General features: G+C 50.7%; 18 protein-coding genes and 1 tRNA gene. 11 read left to right on the top strand and 8 right to left on the bottom strand.

Annotation, left to right across the window (positions count from 1 at the left end):
* Positions 1 to 82: 82 nt before the first annotated feature.
* Together ACYVJG_RS01855 and ACYVJG_RS01850 are read right to left on the bottom strand one after the other, a co-directional pair.
* Positions 83 to 961 (bottom strand): AEC family transporter, encoded by an 879-nt coding sequence (locus tag ACYVJG_RS01855; RefSeq protein WP_460429506.1) that lies wholly within the window; start codon positions 959 to 961, stop codon positions 83 to 85.
* Between the two features lie 7 nt (positions 962 to 968).
* The gene (locus ACYVJG_RS01850) at positions 969 to 1,454 is read right to left on the bottom strand and encodes an Lrp/AsnC ligand binding domain-containing protein (protein WP_460429505.1); all 486 of its coding nucleotides are present in this window, start codon (positions 1,452 to 1,454) and stop codon (positions 969 to 971) included.
* 242 nt (positions 1,455 to 1,696) lie between these two features.
* Between ACYVJG_RS01850 and putA the strand changes: the two genes are divergently transcribed.
* The 5 genes from putA (at position 1,697) to ACYVJG_RS01825 (ending at position 9,798) form a co-directional block, all read left to right on the top strand.
* Positions 1,697 to 5,347 carry a trifunctional transcriptional regulator/proline dehydrogenase/L-glutamate gamma-semialdehyde dehydrogenase gene (gene putA / locus ACYVJG_RS01845; RefSeq protein WP_460429504.1) on the top strand — a complete coding sequence of 1,217 codons (3,651 nt, stop codon included), beginning with the start codon at positions 1,697 to 1,699 and terminating at the stop codon, positions 5,345 to 5,347.
* Between the two features lie 189 nt (positions 5,348 to 5,536).
* Positions 5,537 to 6,727, top strand: coding sequence for a branched-chain amino acid ABC transporter substrate-binding protein (locus tag ACYVJG_RS01840; RefSeq protein ID WP_022653951.1), 1,191 nt, complete (start codon positions 5,537 to 5,539; stop codon positions 6,725 to 6,727).
* A 324-nt stretch (positions 6,728 to 7,051) separates the two neighbouring features.
* Positions 7,052 to 7,732, top strand: a complete 681-nt coding sequence (locus ACYVJG_RS01835) for a sulfite exporter TauE/SafE family protein (protein ID WP_460429503.1) — start codon at positions 7,052 to 7,054, stop codon at positions 7,730 to 7,732.
* Positions 7,733 to 7,768: 36 nt separating this feature from the next.
* Positions 7,769 to 8,317: a PAS domain-containing protein gene (locus ACYVJG_RS01830; RefSeq protein WP_460429502.1), complete on the top strand. Its 549-nt coding sequence runs from the start codon at positions 7,769 to 7,771 to the stop codon at positions 8,315 to 8,317.
* Complete coding sequence (locus ACYVJG_RS01825; RefSeq protein ID WP_460429501.1) at positions 8,314 to 9,798, top strand: methyl-accepting chemotaxis protein; 1,485 nt, start codon at positions 8,314 to 8,316, stop codon at positions 9,796 to 9,798. Before ACYVJG_RS01830 ends, ACYVJG_RS01825 begins: the two co-directional genes overlap by 4 nt.
* A 53-nt stretch (positions 9,799 to 9,851) precedes the next feature.
* Here the strand turns inward: ACYVJG_RS01825 and ACYVJG_RS01820 are convergent, their stop codons facing one another.
* On the bottom strand, positions 9,852 to 11,486 hold the full coding sequence (locus ACYVJG_RS01820) for a methyl-accepting chemotaxis protein (RefSeq protein WP_460429500.1): 1,635 nt from the start codon (positions 11,484 to 11,486) through the stop codon (positions 9,852 to 9,854).
* Between the two features lie 324 nt (positions 11,487 to 11,810).
* Here ACYVJG_RS01820 and ACYVJG_RS01815 point away from each other — a divergent pair, with 324 nt between their 5' ends.
* The 3 genes from ACYVJG_RS01815 (at position 11,811) to ACYVJG_RS01805 (ending at position 15,133) form a co-directional block, all read left to right on the top strand.
* Positions 11,811 to 12,029: a hypothetical protein gene (locus tag ACYVJG_RS01815; protein ID WP_022653956.1), complete on the top strand. Its 219-nt coding sequence runs from the start codon at positions 11,811 to 11,813 to the stop codon at positions 12,027 to 12,029.
* Between the two features lie 91 nt (positions 12,030 to 12,120).
* Positions 12,121 to 13,479, top strand: coding sequence for a prephenate-dependent tRNA uridine(34) hydroxylase TrhP (gene trhP, locus ACYVJG_RS01810; protein WP_460429499.1), 1,359 nt, complete (start codon positions 12,121 to 12,123; stop codon positions 13,477 to 13,479).
* A 19-nt stretch (positions 13,480 to 13,498) separates the two neighbouring features.
* Positions 13,499 to 15,133 (top strand): Na/Pi cotransporter family protein, encoded by a 1,635-nt coding sequence (locus ACYVJG_RS01805; RefSeq protein ID WP_460429498.1) that lies wholly within the window; start codon positions 13,499 to 13,501, stop codon positions 15,131 to 15,133.
* A 79-nt stretch (positions 15,134 to 15,212) separates the two neighbouring features.
* Here the strand turns inward: ACYVJG_RS01805 and ACYVJG_RS01800 are convergent, their stop codons facing one another.
* From ACYVJG_RS01800 to ACYVJG_RS01785, 4 genes are all read right to left on the bottom strand, one after another.
* Positions 15,213 to 17,489: an NADP-dependent malic enzyme gene (locus ACYVJG_RS01800; protein ID WP_460429497.1), complete on the bottom strand. Its 2,277-nt coding sequence runs from the start codon at positions 17,487 to 17,489 to the stop codon at positions 15,213 to 15,215.
* Positions 17,490 to 17,704: 215 nt separating this feature from the next.
* Positions 17,705 to 18,985 carry a TRAP transporter large permease gene (locus tag ACYVJG_RS01795; protein WP_460429496.1) on the bottom strand — a complete coding sequence of 427 codons (1,281 nt, stop codon included), beginning with the start codon at positions 18,983 to 18,985 and terminating at the stop codon, positions 17,705 to 17,707.
* 3 nt (positions 18,986 to 18,988) lie between these two features.
* Positions 18,989 to 19,687, bottom strand: coding sequence for a TRAP transporter small permease (locus tag ACYVJG_RS01790; protein ID WP_460429495.1), 699 nt, complete (start codon positions 19,685 to 19,687; stop codon positions 18,989 to 18,991).
* Positions 19,688 to 19,769: 82 nt separating this feature from the next.
* On the bottom strand, positions 19,770 to 20,768 hold the full coding sequence (locus ACYVJG_RS01785) for a TRAP transporter substrate-binding protein (protein WP_460429494.1): 999 nt from the start codon (positions 20,766 to 20,768) through the stop codon (positions 19,770 to 19,772).
* Positions 20,769 to 20,950: 182 nt separating this feature from the next.
* Here ACYVJG_RS01785 and ACYVJG_RS01780 point away from each other — a divergent pair, with 182 nt between their 5' ends.
* The 3 genes from ACYVJG_RS01780 (at position 20,951) to ACYVJG_RS01770 (ending at position 25,120) form a co-directional block, all read left to right on the top strand.
* On the top strand, positions 20,951 to 22,951 hold the full coding sequence (locus ACYVJG_RS01780; protein WP_460429493.1) for a sensor histidine kinase: 2,001 nt from the start codon (positions 20,951 to 20,953) through the stop codon (positions 22,949 to 22,951).
* 38 nt (positions 22,952 to 22,989) lie between these two features.
* Positions 22,990 to 24,195, top strand: a complete 1,206-nt coding sequence (locus ACYVJG_RS01775; RefSeq protein ID WP_022653167.1) for an amino acid aminotransferase — start codon at positions 22,990 to 22,992, stop codon at positions 24,193 to 24,195.
* Between the two features lie 148 nt (positions 24,196 to 24,343).
* On the top strand, positions 24,344 to 25,120 hold the full coding sequence (locus tag ACYVJG_RS01770; RefSeq protein WP_460429492.1) for an enoyl-CoA hydratase-related protein: 777 nt from the start codon (positions 24,344 to 24,346) through the stop codon (positions 25,118 to 25,120).
* Between the two features lie 56 nt (positions 25,121 to 25,176).
* On the opposite strand, the gene ACYVJG_RS01765 is transcribed toward ACYVJG_RS01770, so the two are convergent.
* A tRNA-Asn gene (locus ACYVJG_RS01765) sits at positions 25,177 to 25,252 on the bottom strand.
* Positions 25,253 to 25,316: the final 64 nt, after the last annotated feature.

Below are 25,316 nucleotides of genomic sequence, written 5' to 3'. Positions count from 1 at the left end.
GCTTCAGTGCGTTGAAAAATCGGCGAATTTTAGCACAGCGCTTTTCATCTCGTATGCAAGATTATGTTGCAACAAACAAAATCTAGTGTGGTAAAACCAAATATAAAACAATTGCCAACGAAAAAACCGACAAACTGTTGCCAATGAGCACAATCGATGCCACACGAGCCGGCTCTTGTTGATAGCGTTCCGCAACCAAGTAGTTCAACACTGCCGGCGGTAACACCGCAAACACCCACAGCAAAGCTTCTTGCATTGGTGGCAATGGAAAAGCCTGTAACCATAGCCCAGCCACCATCGCCCCCGACAACGGACACAAGATGCCGCCAATCACTCCGATTTTCCAATCGGCAAAAGAAATGCCAGCCATCCGTACCCCAAGCGCAAATAACATCAAGGGGATGGAAATATCTCCCAACATTTTCAGGGCGATTTGCAATGGTGCGGGAAGAGAGATTTGCCCCAAGCTGACCACCAAGCCAAATATCGTGGCCAGAATCACGGGCTGTTTAAACAGGGCGAATAATTTGGTTTTGTGGTCTAACATCCACAGACCAAGCGAGAAGTGCAACACCATTTCGACTAAAAAGACAATCACCGCCCCCGGCAGCCATTGACTACCAAACGCCAACACCATCACTGGAATCCCCATATTGCCGGTGTTGTTGAACATCATGGGTGGGACGAAGGTACGCCAATCGAGCCCTAACAGGCGCGCCACCGGCCATGCCAATAGCCCAGAGCCTAATACAACAGCCGTTGCGGCAGCGGCGAGGGGCAAATAGGCCATCACATGAAAATCTTTACTCGCCAACGCAGCAAACACCAGCGCAGGCACGAATAAATCCATGTTCAGTTGGTTTGCTGCCAACATATCGGGGCGGCGGAAGCGGCCATACAAGGTGCCGATAGCAATAATCGACAACACAGGAAATAAAATTTCGAGAATTCTAAAAAACATGCCAAACTCACGTTTTGATGGGGAGGCTAGTTTGTTCTTTCACTTCCTCCATCACCACATAAGTGTGGGTTTCGCGCACATGCGGCAGCGAGCTCAACATATCGCCCAACAGCACACGAAATGCTTGAATATCGTTGACGCGGATCTTTAATAAGTAGTCAAAGCCACCCGCCACCATGTGACATTCCAGAATCTCGGGGATGGTTTGAACGGCGCGATTAAATTCTTCTAATACCTCAGAGCTGGTACTGGTCAGCGTGACCTCCAGATAAACCAACATCCCAGCGTCGAGCAGATGGGGATTGAGGCGGGTGACATAGTCGCGGATATACCCTTCCGACTCCAAACGCTTCACCCGCTCCAGACAGGGTGTGGGGCTCAGATGAACACGATCGGCTAAATCAACATTAGAAATTTTGGCGTTGTGTTGTAAGACAGCCAAAATTTTACGGTCGATCAGATCGAGGGGTTTTTTATTTCGATTTCGCTTCATGGTTTTTTCACTGAGTTAGAGCTAAGGTACAGAAGTTATCGCTAGTTGTTTGCCATGCTTTTAGCATTATATGCTTTTTTCCCTGTCTTTACACGAATGTTGCAACGCGAAAAGTTTTAGTATCTACAAAAAAGCAAAAAACTAGATTTTTATCTTGCGATTTTGTCTTAATATGGTCTGATATATTGCATTACATCGAATATTATTGTCAAAAATCTCGAATTCGATGGAGCATCAAAATCATGTCTTTTCCAACGCTTGCCCTACCCCAAACCCCAAGCCGTCATGCCATCACCGCCGCATGGCGACGCGATGAAGGCGAATGTGTTCGCAGTCTGTTGAGCCAAGCCGATATTCCCGCTGGTGAGATTAAAGGGATCCAAGCGTTGGCGAAAAAACTGGTGAGCGATGTCCGCCATAAACGGACCCGCGCCAGCGGCGTCGATGCACTGATGCATGAATTTTCACTGTCGAGTCAAGAAGGGGTGGCCTTGATGTGCTTGGCCGAAGCCCTGTTGCGAATTCCCGATCAAGCGACTGCCGACAAGCTGATTCGCGACAAAATTTCTAAAGGCGATTGGGGCGCCCACTTGGGCCAGAGCCAATCGTTATTTGTGAATGCAGCCACATGGGGGTTGGTGATTACGGGTAAGCTGGTCAATACCCATAACGAAGCCGGACTCTCCCATTCCTTATCGCGCCTGATTGCCAAAGGTGGGGAACCGCTGATTCGCAAAGGGGTTGACTTGGCAATGCGGATGCTGGGCAAGCAATTTGTCACTGGTGAGACCATTGACGAGGCGCTGGCCAATGGCCGTGAGCGTGAAGCCCGAGGTTATCGTTTTAGTTACGATATGCTTGGCGAAGCCGCCATGACCGAAGCCGATGCTCAGCGTTATATGAAAGACTACGAAACGGCCATTCATGCGATTGGTAAGGCGGCGAATGGCCGAGGCATTATTGAAGGCCCCGGCATCTCGGTGAAACTGTCGGCGATCCACCCGCGTTATAGCCGCGCTCAACGTGACCGCGCTTTACAAGAATTGCTGCCACGCTTAAAAGCCCTATTCGTATTAGCCAAAAAATACAATATCGGTCTCAATATTGATGCTGAAGAAGCCGACCGCCTTGAACTGTCGTTGGATTTAATCGAAGCCATCGCCCACGATGACGAGCTGGCTGGTTGGGATGGAATTGGGATTGTGGTGCAGGCGTATCAGAAACGCTGCCCCTTTGTCATTGATTGGTTAATCGAGCTGGCACGGAAAACCGGCCATCGTTTTATGGTGCGCTTGGTCAAAGGCGCGTATTGGGATGCGGAAATTAAACGCGCCCAAGTCGATGGGCTCAGTGGCTATCCCGTCTACACCCGCAAGGTGTATACCGATGTGTCGTATATTGCTTGCGCGAAAAAATTACTGGCAGCACAAGATGCCATCTACCCACAATTTGCCACACACAATGCCTATTCGTTGTCTGCCATCTGGCATTTGGGTCAGGGCAAAGAGTTTGAATTCCAATGTTTACATGGCATGGGCGAAACCCTATACGATCAAGTGGTCGGCCAAGATAAACTCAACCGCGCCTGCCGGATCTATGCCCCAGTCGGTTCACATGAAACCCTATTGGCTTATTTAGTCCGGCGGTTGTTAGAAAACGGCGCCAATAGCTCATTCGTCAACCGCATCGTCGATGAATCGGTGTCGATAGATGAATTGGTTGCCGATCCGGTGGCACAAGCCAAACAACTGGCGGGCAGCCCCCATCCGCGTATTGCCCTACCACCACAGCTGTATGGTGCACAACGGTTGAACTCGAATGGCTTGGACTTAGCCTCGGAAGTCGCGTTGAACGAACTCGACCAAGCATTGACCGAACATGGTCATCAAGATTGGTTAGCCTGCCCTATCATCGCTGGTCAACCAAGCAATCATCCCACTGCCTTGCCCGTGCTCAATCCAGCGCAACATAGCGACATCGTTGGCCGCGTTATTGAAGCCGAATTAGACGATGTGGAACACGCGCTGAGCGCAGCAACTGCCGCCGCAGGTCGTTGGGCCGCAACTTCACCGATTGAGCGCGCCAATGTAATCGAAGCCTTTGCCGATCAATTAGAAGCACAGCGCAGCAGCTTCCTTGCCTTGGCCGTCCGCGAAGCGGGTAAAACCTTTGCCAATGCGGTGGCCGAAGTGCGCGAAGCGGTCGATTTTTGCCGCTACTATGCCTTACAAATTCGTGGGGGCGATGGCATTGTGTTCTCGCCAGAACGCACCCCAGCAGTTGGGCCGGTGGTGGCGATTAGCCCGTGGAATTTCCCGCTGGCGATTTTCGTCGGTGAAGTGATTGCTGCCATTGCCGCTGGCAACCCCGTTTTAGCCAAACCTGCTGAACAAACTGCTTTAATTGCTGCCCATGCGGTGCGCCTGATGCACCAAGCAGGCATTCCACACGATGTCGTGCAATTTCTGCCCGGTCGTGGTGAAACCGTCGGGGCCGCACTCAGCAGCGACCCACGGGTACAGGGCGTAATCTTCACGGGTTCAACAGAAGTCGCTCAAATCATTTCCCGCGCCGTAGCCAAACATGCGCATGATGTGGCGTTGATTGCCGAAACCGGCGGCCAAAATGCGATGATTGTCGATAGCTCGGCCTTGCCAGAGCAGGTTGTTACCGATGTGTTAAGCTCGGCTTTTGATTCTGCCGGCCAGCGTTGTTCCGCCTTACGCATTTTGTGTCTGCAAGAAGATATTGCTGATCGCGTTATCACCATGCTGAAAGGGGCGATGGATGAATTACGCGTCGGGAATCCAAACCGGCTCAGTACCGATGTTGGCCCCGTGATCGACCGCGAAGCACAACAGCAATTGCTCGGCCATATCAGCCAGATGCAGCGCACTGCCAAATGGATGTACCAAATCGCGTTACCAAGCGAATGTAGCGAAGGCAGTTTTATTGCCCCGACGCTGTTTGAAATTGACAGCATTCGCGAGCTCAAACGCGAAGTATTCGGCCCTGTCTTACATATTGTCCGTTTCCAAAGCCGCGAACTGCCCCAGCTGATTCGCGACATCAACGCCACTGGTTATGGTCTCACCCTTGGTATTCACAGCCGCATTGATGAAACCATCGACTTAATCACCAGCACTGCCCATGTTGGTAATATTTATGTCAATCGTAATATTGTCGGTGCTGTTGTGGGTGTGCAACCGTTCGGTGGTGAAGGCTTGTCGGGTACTGGCCCGAAAGCTGGTGGCCCGTTCTATCTGCAACGTCTGACCCGCGCCGCACAATGGCAAGCCCCAGCCAATCTGGCGCAAACTGGCGCACAGTCGGCACGACTGGATCACTTATTCGCCGCATTAACCAGTGTCCCAGAGTTGCAACAGGATAAAACACGGTTAGCTCAGTGGTTGCAAACCTGCCAACAGCTCAGCCTGTTGGAACGCGACATGCTGTTACCCGGCCCAACAGGGGAACGCAACAGCCTGCATTTTGCTCCACGCGGCACCGTATCATGTATCGCTGACAGCGCACGCGCATTAGCCATGCAGCTAATCGCAGCCTTTGCCACCGGCAATCGGGTGCGAATTGCAGATAACGCCGCAGCACAGACCTTGTTACCGCGCTTGCCTGATAGTTTAGGTTTGGCGATTGATGCCTTTGCCTTAAAAGCAGAAGACGTGAGTGCAGTATTATTCTCTGGTAACCAGAGTGAGGCACAAGCATTGCGTAAGGCATTAGCGGCCCGCGATGGCGCACGCGTACCGTTGTTGTTAGCGGAGGAGGATGGGCAATACAACTTGGCACGGTTGGTTGCCGAACGCGCTATCAGCGTCAACACTACCGCTGCCGGCGGTAATGCCAGCCTGATGAGTTTGACCGAGTCGGCCTAATCGCCGCTTTGTGCAGAAAAAATTACGCTCTGGTGACAGGTTTTTAACAAGAAAGCGGATAGTGCTGGAGCGTAAGCAAAAACATCCGGTAGAATCGTTTACAGCGATCTATCAGAGCGCATGATACTGTAATGATCGACTTATCCAGTGAATCATTCGGTTTTTTACTTCAAGGAAAGAGGAAGAACGATGCAAACAAGCAAGTTAGTAAAAATTTCTGCTGCAGTGGCCGCTGCCCTGACTTTAGTTGCCTGCGGTAAAAAAGAAGAAGCCCCCGCAGCACAAGCCGCCGCGCCTGCTGCCCCTGCTGCTGCCGAAGCGCAAGTGGTTAACATTGGTTTTGCCGCACCGCTGACTGGCCCACAAGCCCACTATGGTGAGGAATATAAAAACGGTGTGACCTTAGCGATTGAAGACGCGAACGCCGAAAACCCAACCATCGACGGCAAACCAGTCAAATTCCAGTTGCAAGCTGAAGATGACCAAGCCGACCCGAAAACCGCAACCCAAGTGGCACAAAAATTTGTTGATGCCAAAATCAACGGGATTATCGGTCACTTCAACTCCGGTACCGCGATTCCTGCTTCGAAGATTTATCACGATGCAGGCGTTCCGATGATTGCGATGGCAACGGCACCACAGTTCACCCAACAAGGTTTCAATACCACCTTCCGTTCGATGACCTCCGACACCCAACAAGGTGCGGTGATGGGTAAATTCGTGGTGGAAAAACTGGGTGCGAAGAAAATCGCCATCATTGACGACCGCACCGCTTACGGCCAAGGTTTGGCGGATGAGTTCGAGAAATCGGTGAAAGCCGCTGGTGGCGAAATCATCAAACGTGAATTCACCAACGACAAAGCCACTGACTTCACCGCAATTCTGACCACCATCAAAGGCGCTGGTCCTGACATCATCTTCTACGGTGGTGCTGATGCTCAGTCCGCGCCAATGGCAAAACAGCTCAAGCGTTTAGGGATCACCGCACCGCTGGTGTCGGGTGAAATGACCAAAACCCCAACTTTCTTGAAATTGGCTGGTGCAGAATCGGAAGGCACCATTGCGTCGTTGGCTGGTTTGCCACTGGAACAAATGCCAAAAGGCAACGACTACGCCACCCGTTACAAAGCACGCTTTAACCAAGACGTTGCCACCTACTCGCCGTATGGCTATGACGCGACTCGCATCATGATCGAAGCGATGAAGAAGGCTAACTCGGCAGACCCAGCGAAATACTTACCTGAGCTGGCAAAAACCGAATACGCCGGTGTAACCGCCGCCAGCATTTCGTATGACGAAAAAGGTGATCTGAAAAACGGTACAGTGACCGTTTACAAAGTTGAAGGCGGCGATTGGAAAGTGATGGAAACCATCCAATAATCCTTGTCTCTCCATTTTCTCTCCCTCAATTTGGCCCCACTCAGCAGTGGGGCTTTTTTATGGCGAAAAAAAAACCGCGTTCGAAAACGCGGCTGAGAAAGCAAGGAAATGCCCTGAACGCTTCTGTAGCAATACACAACAGAAATTCAGTGAGTATGGATTCTGCAGGCCATTTCTTAACAAGATCTTAAAATTTTATTTTGCAATGCAACAACTTAACGCTATTTTTCACCAAAAATCGCGCATTGAATTAAAAAAAGTGCAGTGCAATAAAGTAACAGCCTAATTCAGCTAAAATATCGCTTTTGATAACAAAAAATCATTATGCCGGACACTCATCTCTTGGCGGTGTGGTTGGTTGGTTTTCTTGGTGGGGGGCACTGCGTCGGTATGTGTGGCGGCTTGGCCTCTGCTTTAATGATGCAGCTGCCACCACAACGCCGCGCTTGGCCTTATTTATTGGCTGTCAACAGTGGCCGATTGCTGTCTTACACCGCTGTTGGTGCGTTAGTCGGTGGTATTGGTGGTTTAGGGATTGCCAGCCTCAACAGCCTCGGTGTGCAATGGGGCTTATTCTTTTTTGCCCAGAGCTTATTATTTTTGCTGGGTTTATACCTTGCTGGTATCAATGGTTGGGTGGGGCATATTGAACGACTGGGTCGCCCCATCTGGCGTCGCCTACAGCCGTTGTTACACACCATTCTGCCCATCCGCCATCTTGGTCATGCGGTGATTGCCGGCGCATTATGGGGCTGGCTGCCCTGTGGCTTGGTTTATACTGCCAGCCTTTCTGCCCTCGCTACCGCCAGCCCACAGCAGGGCGCGCTGTTAATGTTGGCCTTTGGCCTCGGTACCTTGCCCAATTTACTGTTGATTGGCTGGTTTGCCGACAGTCTTCGCCACACTCTACAAAAAGCATGGGTTCGCCGCGTGGCAGGGCTGTCTATTTGCCTGTTAGCACTCTGGCAGTTAGTGAGTGCGCTACAACACCCACACCTGTTTTAATCCACCACCGATGTTTAAATTCGGGAGTCTTACACTGTGTCTCGCCCACCTATCACACTCAGCGGACAACTTATTAAAGTACCGACCCATCGTTTTATCGTCTCTAAATCAGACTTAAATGGCAATATCACCTATGCCAACCGTATGTTTATGGAGATTTCTGGTTATTCTGAGGCCGAATTATTAAACAATCCTCATAACATTATTCGCCATCCAGACATGCCAAAAGCACTGTTTGCCCATTTATGGAAAACCTTAAAAGCCGGTATGGAGTTTTTTGGTTATGTTAAAAATTGCTCAGCACAAGGTCATGGCTATTGGGTTTTTGCCCACATCGTGCAAGAGCGTGATGCAGACGACAATATCGTGGGCTATAGCTCATTTCGTCGGGGTGCCAGCGATGACGCCATCGCGGTGTTAGAACCGATGTATCAGAAACTGTTGCAACAAGAACGCGCACTGGGCCCAGATGCGGCATGGAAACAATGGGAACAAGAATTAGCCACACAACAACATGACTACGAAAGCTTGATGTTAGCGCTTTATCAAAAAAGCCGTGGTCAACAGCAGAAAGCCAACCGATGATGACGACTCACTCTAGCCGCCGCATTGCACCGATTCCTTTCCTTCGTACCCAAGTCAATATTGCCCACAGTTTTTATGTGTTATCGAGCATAGCCATCGTTGTGTGGATGATTTGGCAATACCAAGCCCCAATTTGGCTGGTGCTCTATCCAATTATCTTGTTGCTGATTATTGTCCCCCACCGTATTTCGTTGCTGCGGGCGATTGCCACCCTGCGCGAAATGCACGAAACGCTTAAGCGTTGTAAAAAAGGGGAATTTCAACATCGCGTTACCGAAACAGTCGGCTTAGGTGAAGTGGGCAAGGTTGCATGGGAACTGAACGAGTTTTTAGACCACGTCGAGGCCTATTTCCATGAGTCCGACTCGGCTTTCCGCCGTGTGTATGATAGCCAACGCGCACGGCCACCGATTACCGAGGGTTTAGTCGGTCAACCTAAAGCCTCGCTCGAAAACATTGGCGTCGCCGTGCAAGCAATTCGTGATAGCCAAAGTGAACAGGCACGCAATACGCTGTTTTCACAGCTGCATGAAATGAATTCGGCAAACTTGACGCAAAATTTGGTCACGACACAACGCGATTTAATGCAAATTAACCAGCATATCGAATCGACCTACCACATTGCCGAACACAATATCGCTGCTTCACAAACTAGCAATGAACAAGCGGAAGCGATGACTGAAAACATGCAAGTGATGATTACCGGTTTACGGGCGATTCATGAACGTGTGCAAGGTTTGGCCGCCGACAGCAATGCCGTGATCCAAGCGCTGGGTACGATTACCGATATCGCCGAACAAACCAATTTATTGGCGCTCAATGCCGCAATTGAAGCAGCACGGGCGGGTGAAGCGGGGCGCGGGTTTGCGGTGGTGGCAGACGAAGTGCGGCTGTTAGCGGAGCGCTCAAAACAAGCGGCCAACGGCATCAGCACCACCATCGAAGGCTTCACCGCCCGTACTGGCCATATCAGCAACGAATCACAACAAGCCGCCACCCAAGCCGACGCTTTACAAACGCGAGTACAAGCCTTCCGCGCCACGTTCAAAAATCTATCGACCTCCAGTCAACAAACGTTGGAACAACTTTCGTATGCCCGTGACCGCGCCTTTGCCTCGTTAGCGAAGGTTGACCACATTGTGTATAAACAACGTGCCTATCTAACTATCCAAAACCCACAACAACACCAAGAAGAAGCCAAAGCAGTGGCCGTCGATCACCATAACTGCCGTTTGGGTAAATGGTATGAAGAAGGCGTTGGTAAACAACGCTTTGCCGGTACGCCGAGTTATAGCAAACTCGACCGCCCCCATAGCGCCGTACACAGCGGTGTGCATCGTGCCGTGCATTTAGCAGAAGGAGATTGGATGCACAATGCTGAGCAACGGACAGCGATTGTCGCCGCGATGCAGGGTGTCGAGCACGCCAGCGGTGAGGTGATTGAATTATTAGATCGTTTGGTTGACGAGCTACATGCTTGAGGACTCTCCCCTTGCTGGTGGATATTTTCCACTCCGCAAGGGGGAAACCGAGGTTAGACGGTGCGGAATTGACCAATCGCCTGTTCTAATACCGCTGACAACTCGCGCAACTCCCCAGCCAATCGCGCCGCTTCACCTGCAGCATGATAATTTTCACTGCTCATCGAGGCGATGGTTTCAACATGGGTAGCGATTTGTTGGCTCGACTCGCGCTGTTCTTGCAAAGCTTGGGCAATATCCGCGATTTTTTCCATTGACTCGGTGTAGCTGGTGCGAATTTCGGTTAATGCTGAGGCGGTGCGTTTGGCCAAGGTTTCACCGTGAGCAATCAGTTCATCCGCCTGCCGCATATTGTCCACCACTTGGCTGGTATCGCCTTGGACAGCACGGATTTTGACATCAATTTCTTGTGTGGCCGTGTTGGTACGTTCGGCCAATTTCCGCACCTCATCCGCCACCACCGCAAACCCGCGCCCGGCTTCACCTGCCCGCGCTGCTTCAATCGCAGCATTGAGCGCCAATAAATTGGTTTGCTCGGCAATTTCACGAATAATCATCACGATATTACCAATCTCAGTTGAACGCTGATCGAGCGTCGCCACCACATTGGCCGAACCCAATAAATGCTGTGCCGTGCGGCTGATTTCTTTTGCCGTTTGTTGTGCCAGTTGCTCACCCTCGGCGGCGGTGTCGTTCATATTACGCGCCCGCTGTTCTAAGGCATTGGCACTGTCTGTGACATGGCTAAAACTGACCGACAGTTGTTCAATGGCGGCAGCGGCACTCGAAGCTGCATCGGCCTGTTGTTCTGCGGTAGAAGACACTTGATTTGCCACACCAGATAAACCACCGGCAGAATCAGCCGCATGTTTTGCATTGTGGCCGGCTTCGGCAATCAAATTACGCATGTGTTGCACTAAGCGGTTAAAAGTCGCCGCCACCGTGCCAATTTCATTGCGACCCAAATCAGGGATGGTATGAGTCAGGTCACCGCTTTGCCCGACATGCGCCACCGCCTGTTGTAATACCGACAGTGGCCGATTGATAGAACGCACCATCACCCACTGCGCCAGCAAGCTAAACACCACCGCCACCGCTGCTAAGACAGCCAATACCAATAAAATCATCTCCGTACGCTGTGCTAATTCAGCTTGGCCTTGTTCCAGTTGGCGGTTGCTTTCGGCAACCGCTTTAGCCAGCGCCAACTCCATATCGCTCACTGCGCTTTTATACCAAGCCAGTTGCTGATTCAGGTTTTCCGCATCACCAATTTCACCGCTGGCCAAGCCGCGATAAATTGCCTCAATCCCTTTTACATAGGCTTCAAAACGCGATTGCAACAAAGTATCTGGGCGGCCATCGTCTTGTTTAAGTTGTAAGGTGGTTAAGGTTTGCTCGACTTTTTGCCGTTCGTTATCCCATGCTTTTTTTGCTTCATCGCGACGGCTAGACGTTGCATAATGAATCACAATGTCTTTTTCATGGGCACGAATGGCGCCGATATGTTGGCGTAAATCGCTGACAGCATGTAAGGTGGGCAAATGTGTCCGGCTGAGTTCATCAACCTCGTATTGCATCCGTTTCACCCCCAACCATGCCGCTACCGCCGTCACAATCAACAGTAACAACAGCAACAGCTGGCCCAGCGCCAAGCGGGTTTTAATAGAAATATCAGCAAGTAGGTTCATACACGGGACGTCCTCTGATCAAGAGAACACCATCGCGCCACGAAGTGTTGGACGCTGGCGGAAATGGTGCGGTAATAAAGGGTGAGAGATTGTAGCGATGAATAAGCAGGTTTTATTCCAGTTATACGCCACAAAACAAAAGATTTCCGCAAGATAGCCGATTTTTGTTTATACATTGCGCTAATTTTCATAGCTCATTTAGCATAAACAACTTTTTTATATCGCACACTGATAAATTTGATCTATATCAGTGCAAGCCCGTAAGATACGGTGAGATTTAACACTCATGTTTTGGCACTGAAATCATAAAAAATGAGAGACAACATGACTTTGCAATCGCGTTTGTTGCGCCTCAATCGCATCTGGTATGGCGCTTTATTGTTGCTGGCAAGTGTGGTGTTTGGCTTGAGTTCAGCGGCATTACAAACCCCTGAATGGTCGCCGCATGGTGGCTGGCAAGTGTTGTGGGGCGGGCTGATGTTGTTGAGCTTTGCGCTACAACTGCTCGCGCTCGCCGGCTTGATGGTCAAACGCCGCCGCTAGCGGCTAATCGCTTGCTTTTACTGGTTTTTTTGTTGACGAGGCTATCGTGAATGATTAGCCTCTGCCCCTTTTTTTCTCAATGAGCTTTTCCATGTCTCGATCTCCCGAACTGTTATTACCCGCCGGTTCTCTCGACAAAATGCGCGCTGCCTATGATTTTGGTGCAGACGCCGTTTATGCCGGCCAACCCCGCTATTCTCTGCGCGCTCGCAATAACGAATTCAAATTAGAAGAACTGCAAACCGGCATCCGTGAAGCACATGAACGCGGCAAATTGTTTTATGTTGCCAGCAACTTATTGCCACATAACAGCAAAATCAAAACCTATCTGGCGGACATGGCACCGGTGATTGCCATGAAACCCGACGCCTTAATCATGGCCGACCCCGGTTTAATTATGATGGTGCGCGAGAAATGGCCAGAAGTCCCGATTCATCTGTCAGTGCAAGCCAACACCGTCAACTATATGGGGGTGAAGTTTTGGCAAAAGCTCGGCATCAGCCGCATCATTCTGTCGCGTGAACTGTCGATTGAAGAAATCGCCGAAATCCGTCAGGAATGCCCTGATATGGAGCTTGAAGTGTTCGTTCACGGTGCGCTGTGCATTGCCTATTCTGGCCGCTGTTTGTTATCGGGTTATTTCAACCATCGCGACCCCAACCAAGGCACCTGCACCAACGCCTGCCGCTGGGATTACAAGGTACACGACACCACCGGTGATCAATCGGGCGATGTGGCACCGCAGGTCATTCGCTTTGACATGAACCAAGCATTGGAAGAAGCCAATCAAAGTTTTGCCGCCTGTGGTGGGGCAGAGCGTCATCCTTTGGCCGATAAAACCTATTTGCTTGAAGAAAGCAACCGCCCGGGTGAGCTAATGCCGATCATGGAAGATGAACACGGCACCTACATCATGAACTCAAAAGATCTCCGTGCGATTGAGCAAATCGAAAAATTGGTGGCCATTGGGGTGGATTCACTGAAAATCGAAGGCCGCACTAAGAGCTTGTATTACGTTGCGCGTACTGCACAAGCCTATCGCCGTGCCATTGATGATGCAGTGGCAGGCCGTCCGTTTGATGTGACGTTGTTGGCTGATTTAGAAGGGTTGGCCAATCGTGGCTATACCCCGGGCTTCCTCGAACGTCATCAGACCCAAGATTATCAAAACTATTTATATGGTCATTCACAAGCGAAAAAGAGCCAATATGCCGGTGATGTGATTGGCGTGGATGAACAGGGCTTGGCGATTATCGAGGTGAAAAACCGCTTTGCCGTCGGTGACACCATCGAAGTGATTCACCCCGAAGGCAATCGGATGGTGCCATTACAGCAGTTATATAGCGGTAAAACGGGTGAGGCGATTGAAGTGGCCGCCGGTAATGGGATTCGCGTGAAAGCCAATCTGGGTCAACCTGTTGCAGGTGCTTTGCTGGCACGTTGCTTTTAAGTATTAGGAAAGAGGGCAAATGGCCGGTTTACAACTTGGGTATTTATTAGGTGGCATCGGTTTATTTTTATTGGGCATGACCTTAATGACCGATGGCCTAAAATTGGCAGTTGGGCCGGCCTTGGGTAAATGGCTAAAACGATGGACGGCAACGCGGCTACGAGGCTTGCTGTTTGGTATGGGTGCCACCGCGTTGGTGCAATCTTCCACCGCTATCACCGTTGCCGCCATCGGTTTTGTCAATGCCGGTTTATTGCCCTTAAGCCAATCGCTTTGGGTATTTTTTGGCTCGAATGTCGGTACCACGTTCACCGGCTGGCTAGTGGCGATTTTGGGATTCAAGATTAAACTTGATGCCGCTGCTTTGCCGCTGATTGGCCTTGGGATGTTATGCAAACTTACCGGCCCAGAAACGCGCCGAGGGGCATTAGGCGGTGCCGTGGCTGGTTTTGGGATTTTGTTTCTCGGCATTGGCTTTTTACAGCAAGCTTTTGTTGCCGATAGCAGCAGCCTCGATCTGAGCCAATTATCGGGATATGGCTTCTGGTCGGTGTTGGCCTTTACGCTGGCAGGGATTGTGCTGACCGTGGTGATGCAAGCCTCGGCAGCCGTATTAGCGGTGGTGTTGACCTTGGCCGAAGCAGGGGTGTTACCGCTGAATGAAGCTGCCGCCGCCGTGATCGGTGCCAATATTGGTACCACCGCCACCGCCGTGTTAGCCGCCATCTCAGCCACACCCAATGCACAGCGCGCAGCCTTAGCGCATGTGATGTTTAATTTGTTGACGGGCATCACCGCGCTGGTGTTATTGCCAGCTTTATTACAACTGATTGCCAACATTCAACAATTGCTAGAATTGACCCCTTCCCCCGCGATGAGCCTTGCGCTATTTCATACCTTGTTTAACTTACTTGGGGTGATATTGATGTGGCCGCTGACTGAACGCTTGGGCAAATTTTTAGCGCAGCGTTTCACCACTCAAGAAGAAGAGCAAGGTCGCCCCCGCTATATCGACCGCAACGTGGCCGCCGTTCCATCGTTGGCTGTTGATGCGTTATATCGGGAGGTGATTCGTTTGGGAGGCATGTGCTTGCAGCAAACCCAAGCCATCTACCACCCCACCCATGTTGCCAATCCGCCGCTTAAGCTGGATGCAGTGCCGATGTTGTCGCAAAGCATTGTCGATTTTGTGAATACAGTAAATCAGCATGTGATGCCACAAGATACATCGCGCCATCTGGCCGCCTTGTTGCGTATCCACCGTTACTACGAGGTCTGTTATGAGTTGGTGCGTGAGGCCACACCATTACGGCCTCATGTCGCCAAACTCGCCGCTACACCGAATCCGCTGTATCACGATCATTTGTTGCCGTGGTTAGAGCAAGTCGGCTGTGTCCTACAACAACTCGACCCCACGCAAGCGGATTTTCTCGAGCGCCCGATTGCTGGCATTGAGGCAATCGAGGAAGGGTATCAAACCCTGAAAGTCTATTTGTTAGAACAGGGGGCATCGGGGGGATTAAGTGTAGAGAAAATGGATGAGCTCATTCGTTATTGCAGCGATTTGCGCCGCTTGTTAAAACAAGCCCACAAAGCCGCCCACACCTTAAATAGCGTTCATCCACATCAAGAAAACGCACCGCAATTTGATTAAACCGTCTCAACATTGAATCAACGACATAAAAAAACGGGGCTAAACTAACCCCGTTTTTCTTGCATCAACCCAATAACAATCAGCTATTGTTTTGCGCCCCGACAGCAGCCAAGGCCACCATGTTCACAATACGACGTACCGAGGAAATTGCGGTAACGATATGAACAGGTTTCGCTGCACCCATCAAGATTGGCCCGATGGTGACGCCGTCGGCAGCCGATACGCGCAACAAGTTGTAGCTGATATTAGCCGCTTCAACATTCGGCATAATCAACAGGTTGGCGCTGCCTTTTAAGGTGTTGGAAGGCAATGCCTCGTTGCGGATATGTTCAATCAAGGCGGCATCGCCTTGCATCTCACCGTCCACTTCCAAGTTTGGCAACCGTTCTTGAATCAGATCCAACGCCTCACGCATTTTGCTGGCCGAGTCGCTGTCGCTGCTACCAAAGTTAGAATGCGACAACAACGCCGCTTTTGGCACGATACCGAATTTCTTCATTTCGGTGGCGGCCAATTCGGTAATGTCGGCGATTTGTTCAGCAGTCGGATTCGGATTGACATAGGTATCCGCAATAAAGATGTTCCCTGTTGGCAACATCAACGCATTCATCGCGGCTAAGGTTTTCACCCCTTCTTTCATCCCAATCACATCTTTGATATAGCCCAGATGTAAGTGGTAATGACCGAAGCTACCGCACACCATCGCATCCGCTTCGCCTTTACGAATCAACAACGCACCAATCAAGGTTGTACGGCGGCTGACTTCGCGGCGGGCGACTTCTGCCGATACACCACGGCGTTTCATGATTTCGTAGTAGTCAGTCCAGTATTCTTTGAAACGAGGGTCGTTTTCGTTGTTGACCAGTTCAAAGTCAATGCCGGGGCGAATTTTCAAGCCTAAGCGGTCAATCCGGCTTTGCACCACCGAAGGACGACCAATCAGGATAGGGAAGGCCAAACCTGTCGAAACAATTTCTTGGGTTGCGTGCAGGATGCGCTCATCTTCACCTTCCGCCAACACCACCCGTTTTTTATCCGCTTTTGCCGCAGCAAACACCGGTTTCATAAACAGGTTGGTTTTATAAACATATTGCGTCAGCTTATCGACATAGCTATCGAAATCGGCGATAGGACGTGTGGCCACGCCGGAATCCATCGCTGCTTTGGCTACCGCAGGGGCGATTTGAATAATCAAACGTGGGTCGAACGGTTTTGGAATCAGATATTCTGGGCCAAATTTCAGTTCTTGGTTTTCGTACGCACTGGCCACCACATCGCTTTGCTCAGCCATCGCCAAATCAGCAATCGCACGCACACACGCCAATTTCATTTCTTCATTGATGGTGGTAGCGCCAACATCCAACGCCCCACGGAAGATGAACGGGAAGCACAAGACATTGTTAACTTGGTTAGGATAATCAGAACGGCCAGTACCGATGATGGCATCAGGGCGCACTTCTTTCACCAACGGCGGCAAAATTTCTGGCTCGGGGTTGGCCATTGCCAAGATCAGCGGATGTGCGGCCATGCTCTTGACCATGTCTTGGGTCACCAATTTTGGCCCCGACAAGCCCATGAAAATGTCTGCACCAACCATGGCATCCGCTAATTTACGTTGGCCGTTGTCAACAATCGCATAGCGTTGTTTCGACTCGTCCATCTTTTCATCGCGGCCTTGGAAAATCACGCCTTTTGAATCACAGACGGTGACGTTAGTACGCTGCACACCCAAGGCAACCAATAAATCCAAACATGCAATTGCCGCTGCACCCGCGCCAGAACACACCACGCGCACATTGCCAATTTCTTTGTTGACCAAGCGCAGGCTATTTAACACTGCCGCCGCTGCCACAATCGCGGTACCGTGTTGGTCATCGTGAAACACCGGAATATTCATGCGTTCACGGCATTTTTTCTCGATGTAAAAACACTCGGGGGCTTTGATATCTTCGAGGTTGATCCCGCCAAAGGTCGGCTCAAGGGCACAAATAATGTCAACCAGTTTGTCTGGGTCGTTTTCATCGACTTCTAAGTCGAACACGTCGATCCCAGCAAACTTTTTAAACAGCACCCCTTTCCCTTCCATCACTGGCTTACCTGCCAAGGGGCCGATATTACCCAAGCCCAACACGGCGGTGCCGTTGGAAATCACTGCCACTAAGTTGCCGCGTGCGGTCAGGGTGTTGGCTTCGGCAGGGTCTTCAACAATCGCTTCACACGCTGCTGCCACGCCGGGGGAATAGGCCAGTGCCAAGTCGCGCTGAGTCGCTAAGGGTTTGGTGGGGGCAACTTGAATTTTGCCACCCGTGGGAAAACGGTGATATTCCAGCGCGCTCTGACGCAATTGCTCGTCCATTCGGAACTCCTAGGTTTCTTCTCTGATTGATTGTGGGAGGAAGACTTATTATGTTGGTATACGCGATTCGGTCGCTGCAGCAAGAGGCCGGATTATAGCCCTGTCAGATTATTGCTGCAGGCCGATGGCGCAGGTTTGCAAAAGCATGACGCGACTTTAGACTGAAAAAAACGCATCTGGCTGCGTGCAAGATGCGTTTTTTGGCAGAAAGTTGCTTACATACCTAACATATTTGGCAACCACAACGAAATAGCAGGGACGTAGGTAATCAACATCAAGTAACCAATCATCACCAAAATCCACGGGGCGCAGGCCTTGGTCACATCAGTTAAGCCCATTTTTGCAATCCCAGAGGCCACATAGAGATTTAATCCAACCGGTGGGGTAATCATGCCGATTTCCATATTCACGGTCATGATAATCCCAAGGTGAATCGGGTCGATGCCTAATGCCATCGCAACAGGGAACAAAATCGGTGCAGTAATCAACAACACCGAAGACGGCTCCATAAAGTTACCCGCCAACAGCAACAACAAGTTCACCACCAACAAGAACATCCACGGGCTCAGCCCCATGTGGTTAATCCAGTCAGCTAAGTTTTGTGGGATGTTTTCACTGGTCAACAAGAATGAGAACAACACTGCGTTGGTGATGATATACAACAACATCGCCGACATATTGGCCGAATCTAACAACACCTTCGGCACTTGTTTCCAAGTCAAATCTTTGTAGATAAACAAGGCGACGATAAAGGCATACACCGCACTCATCGCAGCAGCTTCGGTTGCGGTGAAAATACCGGAATAAATCCCGCCAATCACCACCACAATCAACAACAAGCCCCAAATCGATTCGCGTAAAGCCGCTAAACGCTGACCCCAGCTGGCTTTAGCCATCCGTGGATAATTGCGTTTTTTCGCCACTGCCCATGTCACACCCAACAACACCGCTGCCAACAACAACCCCGGCACAATACCGGCGATAAACAATTTACCAATCGAGCTGTTGGTCGAAACGGCATAAATCACCATCACAATCGAAGGCGGAATCAAAATCCCCAAACCGCCAGATGTCCCGATCACCCCAACACCAAACGATTTTGGATAACCTTGTTTCACCATCGCAGGCAATAAAATCGAGCCAATCGCCACCACGGTTGCCGGAGATGAACCGGACACCGCTGCAAACAAAGCACACGCCACCACACCGGCCAGCGCCAAACCACCGTGCCAATGTCCGACCATCGAGCTGGCAAAGTTAATCATCCGCCGCGCCACACCACCGTGGGTGAGGAAATTACCGGCCAAGATAAAAAACGGAATCGCCATGATTTCGAATTTTTCGATGCCGGTGAACAGCTTTAACGCCACCGATTCAATCGGTACCTCGGTCATGGTGAACAAGAAAGTCAGCACCGTCAGGCCGAGGGAAATCGAAATCGGCATCCCTGTCAGCATCAACACTGCCAACAAGGCAAAAATAATCATGCCATTCATGGTTTAGCCTCCGGTTTTCTTGTTCTTGTTGTGTTGCAATGCTTCAGGATGCCCAGCATGAGCGTGTTCGATTTCTTCTGCTGCTTCAATCGCTTCGCCAACGGTGGTAGGCACTTCCTCTTCCAAGCCATCGACATGACCATGATCGTGATGAGGCAATTCGCCGGTGCGTAAAAACTCAACGAACACTTGCATAAAGCGGAAACACATCAGATAAGAACCGAGGGGGATGGCCATATAAACAATCCATGTCGGCCATTCCAAATCGGGGGTGACGGGGCCTTCGTAGATATCGACCACTTCCATACCAAAGGTGGTCAACACCGCATAATTCATCCCGTTATGCCATACAAAATGGCTGCCGAGGGAACCGACAATAAAGGTAAATAAAGCACCAGCGGCTAACCCTAACAACACAAATTTATTACGCAGGGGGGTGCTTAATTTATTGATCAACACATCCACACCGACGTGAATACCCGTCCGCACACCATAGGCAGCGCCGAATTTCGCCATCCACACAAACATCAAAATACACAGCTCTTGCGCCCATGCGAGGTTGATACCCGCAGCAAACTCACCAAACATTTCCGTGGTCGCGGCAAAACGGTGTACAACCGAAACGAAGATAATCACAGTGGCCAACGCAATCAGCGTCGCCACCAGTGTCTCTTCTAACCGGTTGAGTAATTTCATCAACATGATAATAACTCCGAAAAAAACGCCCGTTGGTCATGACTTAACTACCGACACGACAGCAACAGGCGTTTTGCGACAGGGAGGATTACTGCGCGGTAAAGCCAGTCTCTTTGTAAATCGACTGAATCAAATCAGCCCCGATCCGGCTTTCCATTTTCTTGTGCACCGGCACCAATGCCGCTTTCAATGCCGCTTTCTCAGCTGGAGTCGGGGTGTAAATCGTGGTTTTGCCCGATTTCTTCACCGACTCGAGATCACGCAGGTTTTGTTGTTCTGCAATTTGGTTAGCGTATTTCGTTGCATCAACCATCGCACCTTCTAAGGTGGTACGCACATCCGCTGGCAAACCGTCCCAGAATTTCTTATTCACAATCACCGCATAACCTAAATAGCCGTGGTTAGACAGCGTCAGGTGTTTTTGCACTTCGTGCATTTTTTGGGTGTAGAAGTTAGAAATCGGGTTTTCGGTGCCATCTACCACGCCAGTTTGCAAGGCTTGGTACACTTCGGAGAACGCCATCACTTGTGGCAAGGCACCCAAGGCGCGCACTTCTTCTTCCAATACTTTGGAAGATTGAATCCGCATCTTCAGGCCTTTGAAATCAGCGGGTGCTTTCAAAGGTTTGTTGGCCGAGAAAGCTTTGAAGCCGTTATCCCAAAACGCTAAGCCAGTGATACCTTTGGTTTGCAATTTACCCAACAGTTGTTTACCGACTGGGCCTTCGGTGACTTTATGCAGGTCTTTGTAATCATCAAAGATGTAAGGTAAATCGAAGACTTCGAATTCTTTCACCCCCAATGGGCCAAATTTGGCCAAGCTTGGTGCCAACATTTGCACCGCGCCCAATTGCAAGGCTTCCAGTTCTTCTTTGTCTTTATAGAGCTGGCTGTTTGGGTAAACTTGCACTTTCACTTTACCCTTGGTGCGTTCTTCAGCCAGCTTTTTGAAATGTTCAGCGGCTTTGCCTTTTGGCGTATCTTGGGCCACCACATGGCTAAATTTGATGACAATTTCAGATGCCATCACCATCGGTGAAGCCAACACGCCAACGGCCAAGGCCAGTGCACTTAATTTGAATTTCATCTTGCGTTCTCCTCTGTGACATTTTGTTGTGAGATAGCTCAACCTTAGCTTGCTCTTGCCATGCCCGCTATTAGGGAATTCCGCATTAGGGAAAACCCTAATTAAGCACTATCGTGATACCGAGACCGCGCAAAATGGGCCATGATGGGCACAGCCATGAAGCACGAGAAAGCAAAATCGCGATGAGAAAGCCATTAACAGGGCGTTGGTTATGGTGGGGGCCAGCCTTTGCCGTAGTGGGGTTGTTGGTATTGTTCAGTTTGCTGATCGCTCTGATTTATCGCGACACCCAAGACGAACGGCGTGATGGGCTGATTCAAGATATTTTATGGCTGGAACAAACCTTGCGCCTCCATTTCCAAAGCCATCAAGATTGGGCGGCGGCGGTGGCACAAGACCTTGCTCGTGACAATATCAATGCCGTGCATTTCAAATCTGCTGCCCGTTTGTTGCTACGGGAAAACCGCGAACTGGTACAAGTCGATTATCTCGACCCCAAACACCAATTGATTTGGCACGTCAGCCGCGTCAGTGATGAAATCACCGCCAACGACAGCGCCAGCGAATTTGCCCAACAAGATGCCCTCAATAGTGGTCGCAAAATGCGTAGCGCCGCCTACAGCACCCTCTATTTACCCAGCAAACGGCCTATGGTGGATATGGTGATGCCGATGTATCGCCAAGGGGAATACGCTGGTGCCGTCCGGCTGACCTATTCCCTCAATGGGTTGCTCTACCATCATGTGCCGTGGTGGATTGCACAAAAATATCAAATTAGCATCGTCAATCTCGATGGCACGGTGTTAGCCAGTAAATTCAATATTGGCGAACGTGCCGCCGCCCTGAGCCATGAAATTGACTTCACTCCACCCGGACATGGCTTACGCCTACGCGCCACCGCTTATCGTGTGGGGTTGGGACTGAGCTTGCCCTTATTAGGCGGGGGGATGTTGTTATCCTTGGTCTTTCTACTGTTGAGCCTGTGGCGTGTGCGGCAACATATCCGCCATCGGCAGCAGGTCGAAGCCCATTTACGGGCAGAAATGGAATTGCGCGCCGCCATCGAAGACACCATGCAAAATGGTTTATTGGTTTTAGATGAACAGGGACGAATTGTGCGGGTGAACCGCGCCTTAGGTGATATGCTGGGGTATAGCCAAACCGAACTGATTGGCGATGCCCCTCCCTATCGTTTTGTTCATCCAGAACAATATCCTGCTTGGCACAGCGCGCTGAATGCCATTCAAGCTGGTGAAGTGCCAAAATTTGGTTTTGAATTGCGCTGTCAACATCGGCAAGGTGAAGCGCTCGATATTCGTCTGTATGCCGCCCCGCTCCCGCCACAAAGTCGTGGCCGAGGGGTGTGGTTGGCGTCGTGTTATGACATCACCGAATTAAAACGTAAACGGGAGGCAATTCAGCTGGCGCATAGTCGGTTAGAAAATACCGCCCGTTTGGTGGCATTGGGCGAAATGGCATCGAGTTTGGCGCATGAGCTTAACCAGCCTTTGGCTGCAATCACCACGTATTCCAAAGGTTCGCTGCGGCTATTAGAACAAGAAGCAGGCCATACTAAACTGCGTGAACCGTTGGAAAAAATGGTGGCGCAATCACAACGGGCAGCGGATATGATTCGTGGCATTCGGGGATTTGTGAAAAAACGGGCGCCCCGTTTGCAACTCAGCGAGCCGGCCCGTGTCATTCAATCGGCGTTAACCCTGACCCATTCCTTGCTCACGGAACGAAAAGTGCAAGTTGACACTCGATTGGATGCCGTTCCTGCCTTAGAAATGGATCCGGTGTTAATTGAACAAGTGTTAGTGAATCTATTACGCAATGCCATTGATGCGGTCAGTGCAACAGCACAACAAGAACGGCGGGTGCATGTTGCCAGTTATGTCGAGGCCGACCATTGGCGAGTTGAAGTCGCAGACAATGGCCCGGGGTTGAGCGCAGAAGCGCGTCAACAACTGTTCACCCCGTTTTTTACCAGTAAAGAAGAAGGCATGGGGATGGGGTTAAATATCTGTCGGTCGATTATTGAACACCACCGTGGTCAATTTGCTTTGTATGACCTCGATTGCTTACCTGCTTGTGGTTTCAGGGGTGCCTGTTTTTATTTCACCTTGCCGCTGCAAGCAAACACCACCGAGCCATGCCAAAGCACAGCAACGGCATGTTAAAATTATTTTTTGCCCACCCCTTTTGGAGTAAAACCTGAATGAGCGCCTCTTTGTTTGCCGCCGTCGAAATGGCCCCTCGCGATCCTATCCTCGGCTTAACCGAAGCGTTTAATGCCGATACCCGCAGCACCAAAGTCAATTTGGGCGTGGGCGTGTATTACGACGACAACGGCAAAATTCCGCTGTTGGCCGCCGTCAAAACCGCCGAAGAAGCGCGTCTGAAAGCCGCCCCACCGCGTGGCTATCAGCCTATCGAAGGCAATGCTGCCTACAACACTGCCGTGCAAAATCTGTTATTTGGCACAGGTTCTGAATTGGCAACATCTGGCCGTGTGGTAACGGCGCAGGCACTTGGTGGCACTGGTGCCCTGAAAATTGGTGCAGATTTCCTCAAACGCTTAAACGCTGATGCCACCGTGTATATCAGCGATCCTTCTTGGGAAAATCACCGCGCTTTGTTTGAAGCTGCTGGTTTCCCTGTTGATACCTACCCCTACTACGATGCTGAGACCCGTGGTGTGAACTTTGAAGGCATGAAAGCCAAATTGTTGGCGATGGCCCCCGGTTCGGTGGTGATTCTGCATGCGTGCTGCCACAACCCAACCGGCGCCGATTTAAGCGATGCCCAGTGGGATGAAGTGGTTGAGGCTTGCCGTGAGCGTGGTTTGGTGCCGTTCTTAGACATGGCTTACCAAGGTTTTGCGGATGGTATCGACGCGGATGCTGTGGCCGTGCGTGCTTTCTCGGCATCGGGCTTACAATTCTTTGTATCTAGCTCGTTCTCGAAGAGCTTCTCTTTGTATGGTGAGCGTGTCGGCGCCTTGTCGATTATCACCGCTGATAAAGAAGAAGCCGGCCGCGTGTTGTCGCAGCTGAAACGCGTCATTCGTACCAACTACTCCAACCCACCCATTCACGGTGGTGCAGTGGTGGCTGCGGTGTTGGGTAGCAGCGAACTGCGTCAAATGTGGGAAGATGAATTAGCCGGTATGCGTGATCGTATCCGTGCCATGCGTAGCAGCTTGGTCGAAAAACTGGCGGCTAAGGGCGTGAATCAAGACTTCTCGTTCGTGGTAAAACAACGCGGCATGTTCTCGTACACCGGTTTAACCTCGGCACAAGTCGATGTGTTACGCAATGAATTTGGCATCTATGCCGTCGGCACTGGCCGCATTTGCTTGGCTGCTTTGAATAGCAACAACATCGATGCGGTGGCTGATGCTATCGCCGCTGTTGTGAAATAATTTTTCACTCGCACAGTTATCACACCGCCGGCATAGTCCGGCGGTGTTTTTTTATGCAAAACAAGGCGACAACGCCGAAAAAATACACTATGTAAAGAAAGGAGCCTTTGTTTAGATTCGCCATTTGCTTTTGAGAGGAGTTGACGCCATGCCTAGTTATTTTTCTCGCCAAGCGTATTTCAACGATACGGTGATGCTCACGCTGACTCATGGTCATGCCAATACGTGGACACCCGATGTTATCCACGCCTTTCAACAGCAGTTAAGCGAGTTACAACACCAGATTAGCGAACCCGATGCACCGTGGCGGGTGTTGATTATTACTGGCGAGGGTGAACGCTATTTCTCGGCGGGTGCCGACCTCGATCAGTTGGCACAACAAAACCAAAGCGAGCGTCAAGCAAGCCATGCCGCTTTTGCTGAGTTATTACAACAACTGTTGCAATTCCCCCTGCCAACGATTGCCGCTATCAATGGCTATGCACTGGGTTGGGGATTAGATTGGGCATTGGCGTGTGATGTCTGTGTTGCAGAAACACCGGCCCGCTTAGGCTATCCCGAAGTCACCCACGGTTTAACGCCCTATTTTGCTTCGGCCTTACTGGCTAGGCGGGTCAGTCCCATTTGGCAACAACGTTTGATGATCAGTGGACAAACACTCAGCAGCCAGATGGCGCAACACATTGGGCTGATTGAAGAGAAAGTGGAGAGCGGGTGCGCCAAAATTGCCGCACTGAGCTTGGCACAAGAATGGCGGCAAGGTGCACCGCATTTACAGCGCCAGCTCAAACAACAATCGCTCAACACCATGCCAGCGTTTCACCTGCTGTTTAATGCGTGGCCTGAATCACCACAAGAGGCAGAACAAGGCCTGCAAGCCTATCAGCAAAGGATGGCACCGTGGTGGAGGGAAACAGACGATTAAAGCCATCACCGCACAAAACAAAAACCCCAGTCATTGCTGACTGGGGTTGGTGTTCTTGGCTCCTCGACCTGGGCTCGAACCAGGGACCTACGGATTAACAGTCCGGCGCTCTACCGACTGAGCTATCGAGGAAAAGATGCGTTGCATCGAGGAAGCGAATAATAGAGTAACCCGCCTCCGCTGTCAACAGGGGATC

It is taken from the genome of Aquaspirillum soli, assembly GCF_054781915.1.
The sequence above is the reverse complement of the archived record's forward strand: the minus strand, read 5'-3'. Positions and strand labels throughout refer to the sequence as shown.

Bases quoted from the DNA above. Each gene is read 5' to 3' on its own strand.
- ACYVJG_RS01855 (WP_460429506.1), bottom strand. From the start codon at position 961: ATGTTTTTTAGAATTCTCGAAATTTTATTTCCTGTGTTGTCGATTATT.
- ACYVJG_RS01850 (WP_460429505.1), bottom strand. From the start codon at position 1,454: ATGAAGCGAAATCGAAATAAAAAACCCCTCGATCTGATCGACCGTAAA.
- putA (WP_460429504.1), top strand. From the start codon at position 1,697: ATGTCTTTTCCAACGCTTGCCCTACCCCAAACCCCAAGCCGTCATGCC.
- ACYVJG_RS01840 (WP_022653951.1), top strand. From the start codon at position 5,537: ATGCAAACAAGCAAGTTAGTAAAAATTTCTGCTGCAGTGGCCGCTGCC.
- ACYVJG_RS01835 (WP_460429503.1), top strand. From the start codon at position 7,052: ATGCCGGACACTCATCTCTTGGCGGTGTGGTTGGTTGGTTTTCTTGGT.
- ACYVJG_RS01825 (WP_460429501.1), top strand. From the start codon at position 8,314: ATGATGACGACTCACTCTAGCCGCCGCATTGCACCGATTCCTTTCCTT.
- ACYVJG_RS01820 (WP_460429500.1), bottom strand. From the start codon at position 11,486: ATGAACCTACTTGCTGATATTTCTATTAAAACCCGCTTGGCGCTGGGC.
- ACYVJG_RS01815 (WP_022653956.1), top strand. From the start codon at position 11,811: ATGACTTTGCAATCGCGTTTGTTGCGCCTCAATCGCATCTGGTATGGC.
- trhP (WP_460429499.1), top strand. From the start codon at position 12,121: ATGTCTCGATCTCCCGAACTGTTATTACCCGCCGGTTCTCTCGACAAA.
- ACYVJG_RS01805 (WP_460429498.1), top strand. From the start codon at position 13,499: ATGGCCGGTTTACAACTTGGGTATTTATTAGGTGGCATCGGTTTATTT.
- ACYVJG_RS01800 (WP_460429497.1), bottom strand. From the start codon at position 17,489: ATGGACGAGCAATTGCGTCAGAGCGCGCTGGAATATCACCGTTTTCCC.
- ACYVJG_RS01795 (WP_460429496.1), bottom strand. From the start codon at position 18,985: ATGAATGGCATGATTATTTTTGCCTTGTTGGCAGTGTTGATGCTGACA.
- ACYVJG_RS01790 (WP_460429495.1), bottom strand. From the start codon at position 19,687: ATGTTGATGAAATTACTCAACCGGTTAGAAGAGACACTGGTGGCGACG.
- ACYVJG_RS01785 (WP_460429494.1), bottom strand. From the start codon at position 20,768: ATGAAATTCAAATTAAGTGCACTGGCCTTGGCCGTTGGCGTGTTGGCT.
- ACYVJG_RS01780 (WP_460429493.1), top strand. From the start codon at position 20,951: ATGAGAAAGCCATTAACAGGGCGTTGGTTATGGTGGGGGCCAGCCTTT.
- ACYVJG_RS01775 (WP_022653167.1), top strand. From the start codon at position 22,990: ATGAGCGCCTCTTTGTTTGCCGCCGTCGAAATGGCCCCTCGCGATCCT.
- ACYVJG_RS01770 (WP_460429492.1), top strand. From the start codon at position 24,344: ATGCCTAGTTATTTTTCTCGCCAAGCGTATTTCAACGATACGGTGATG.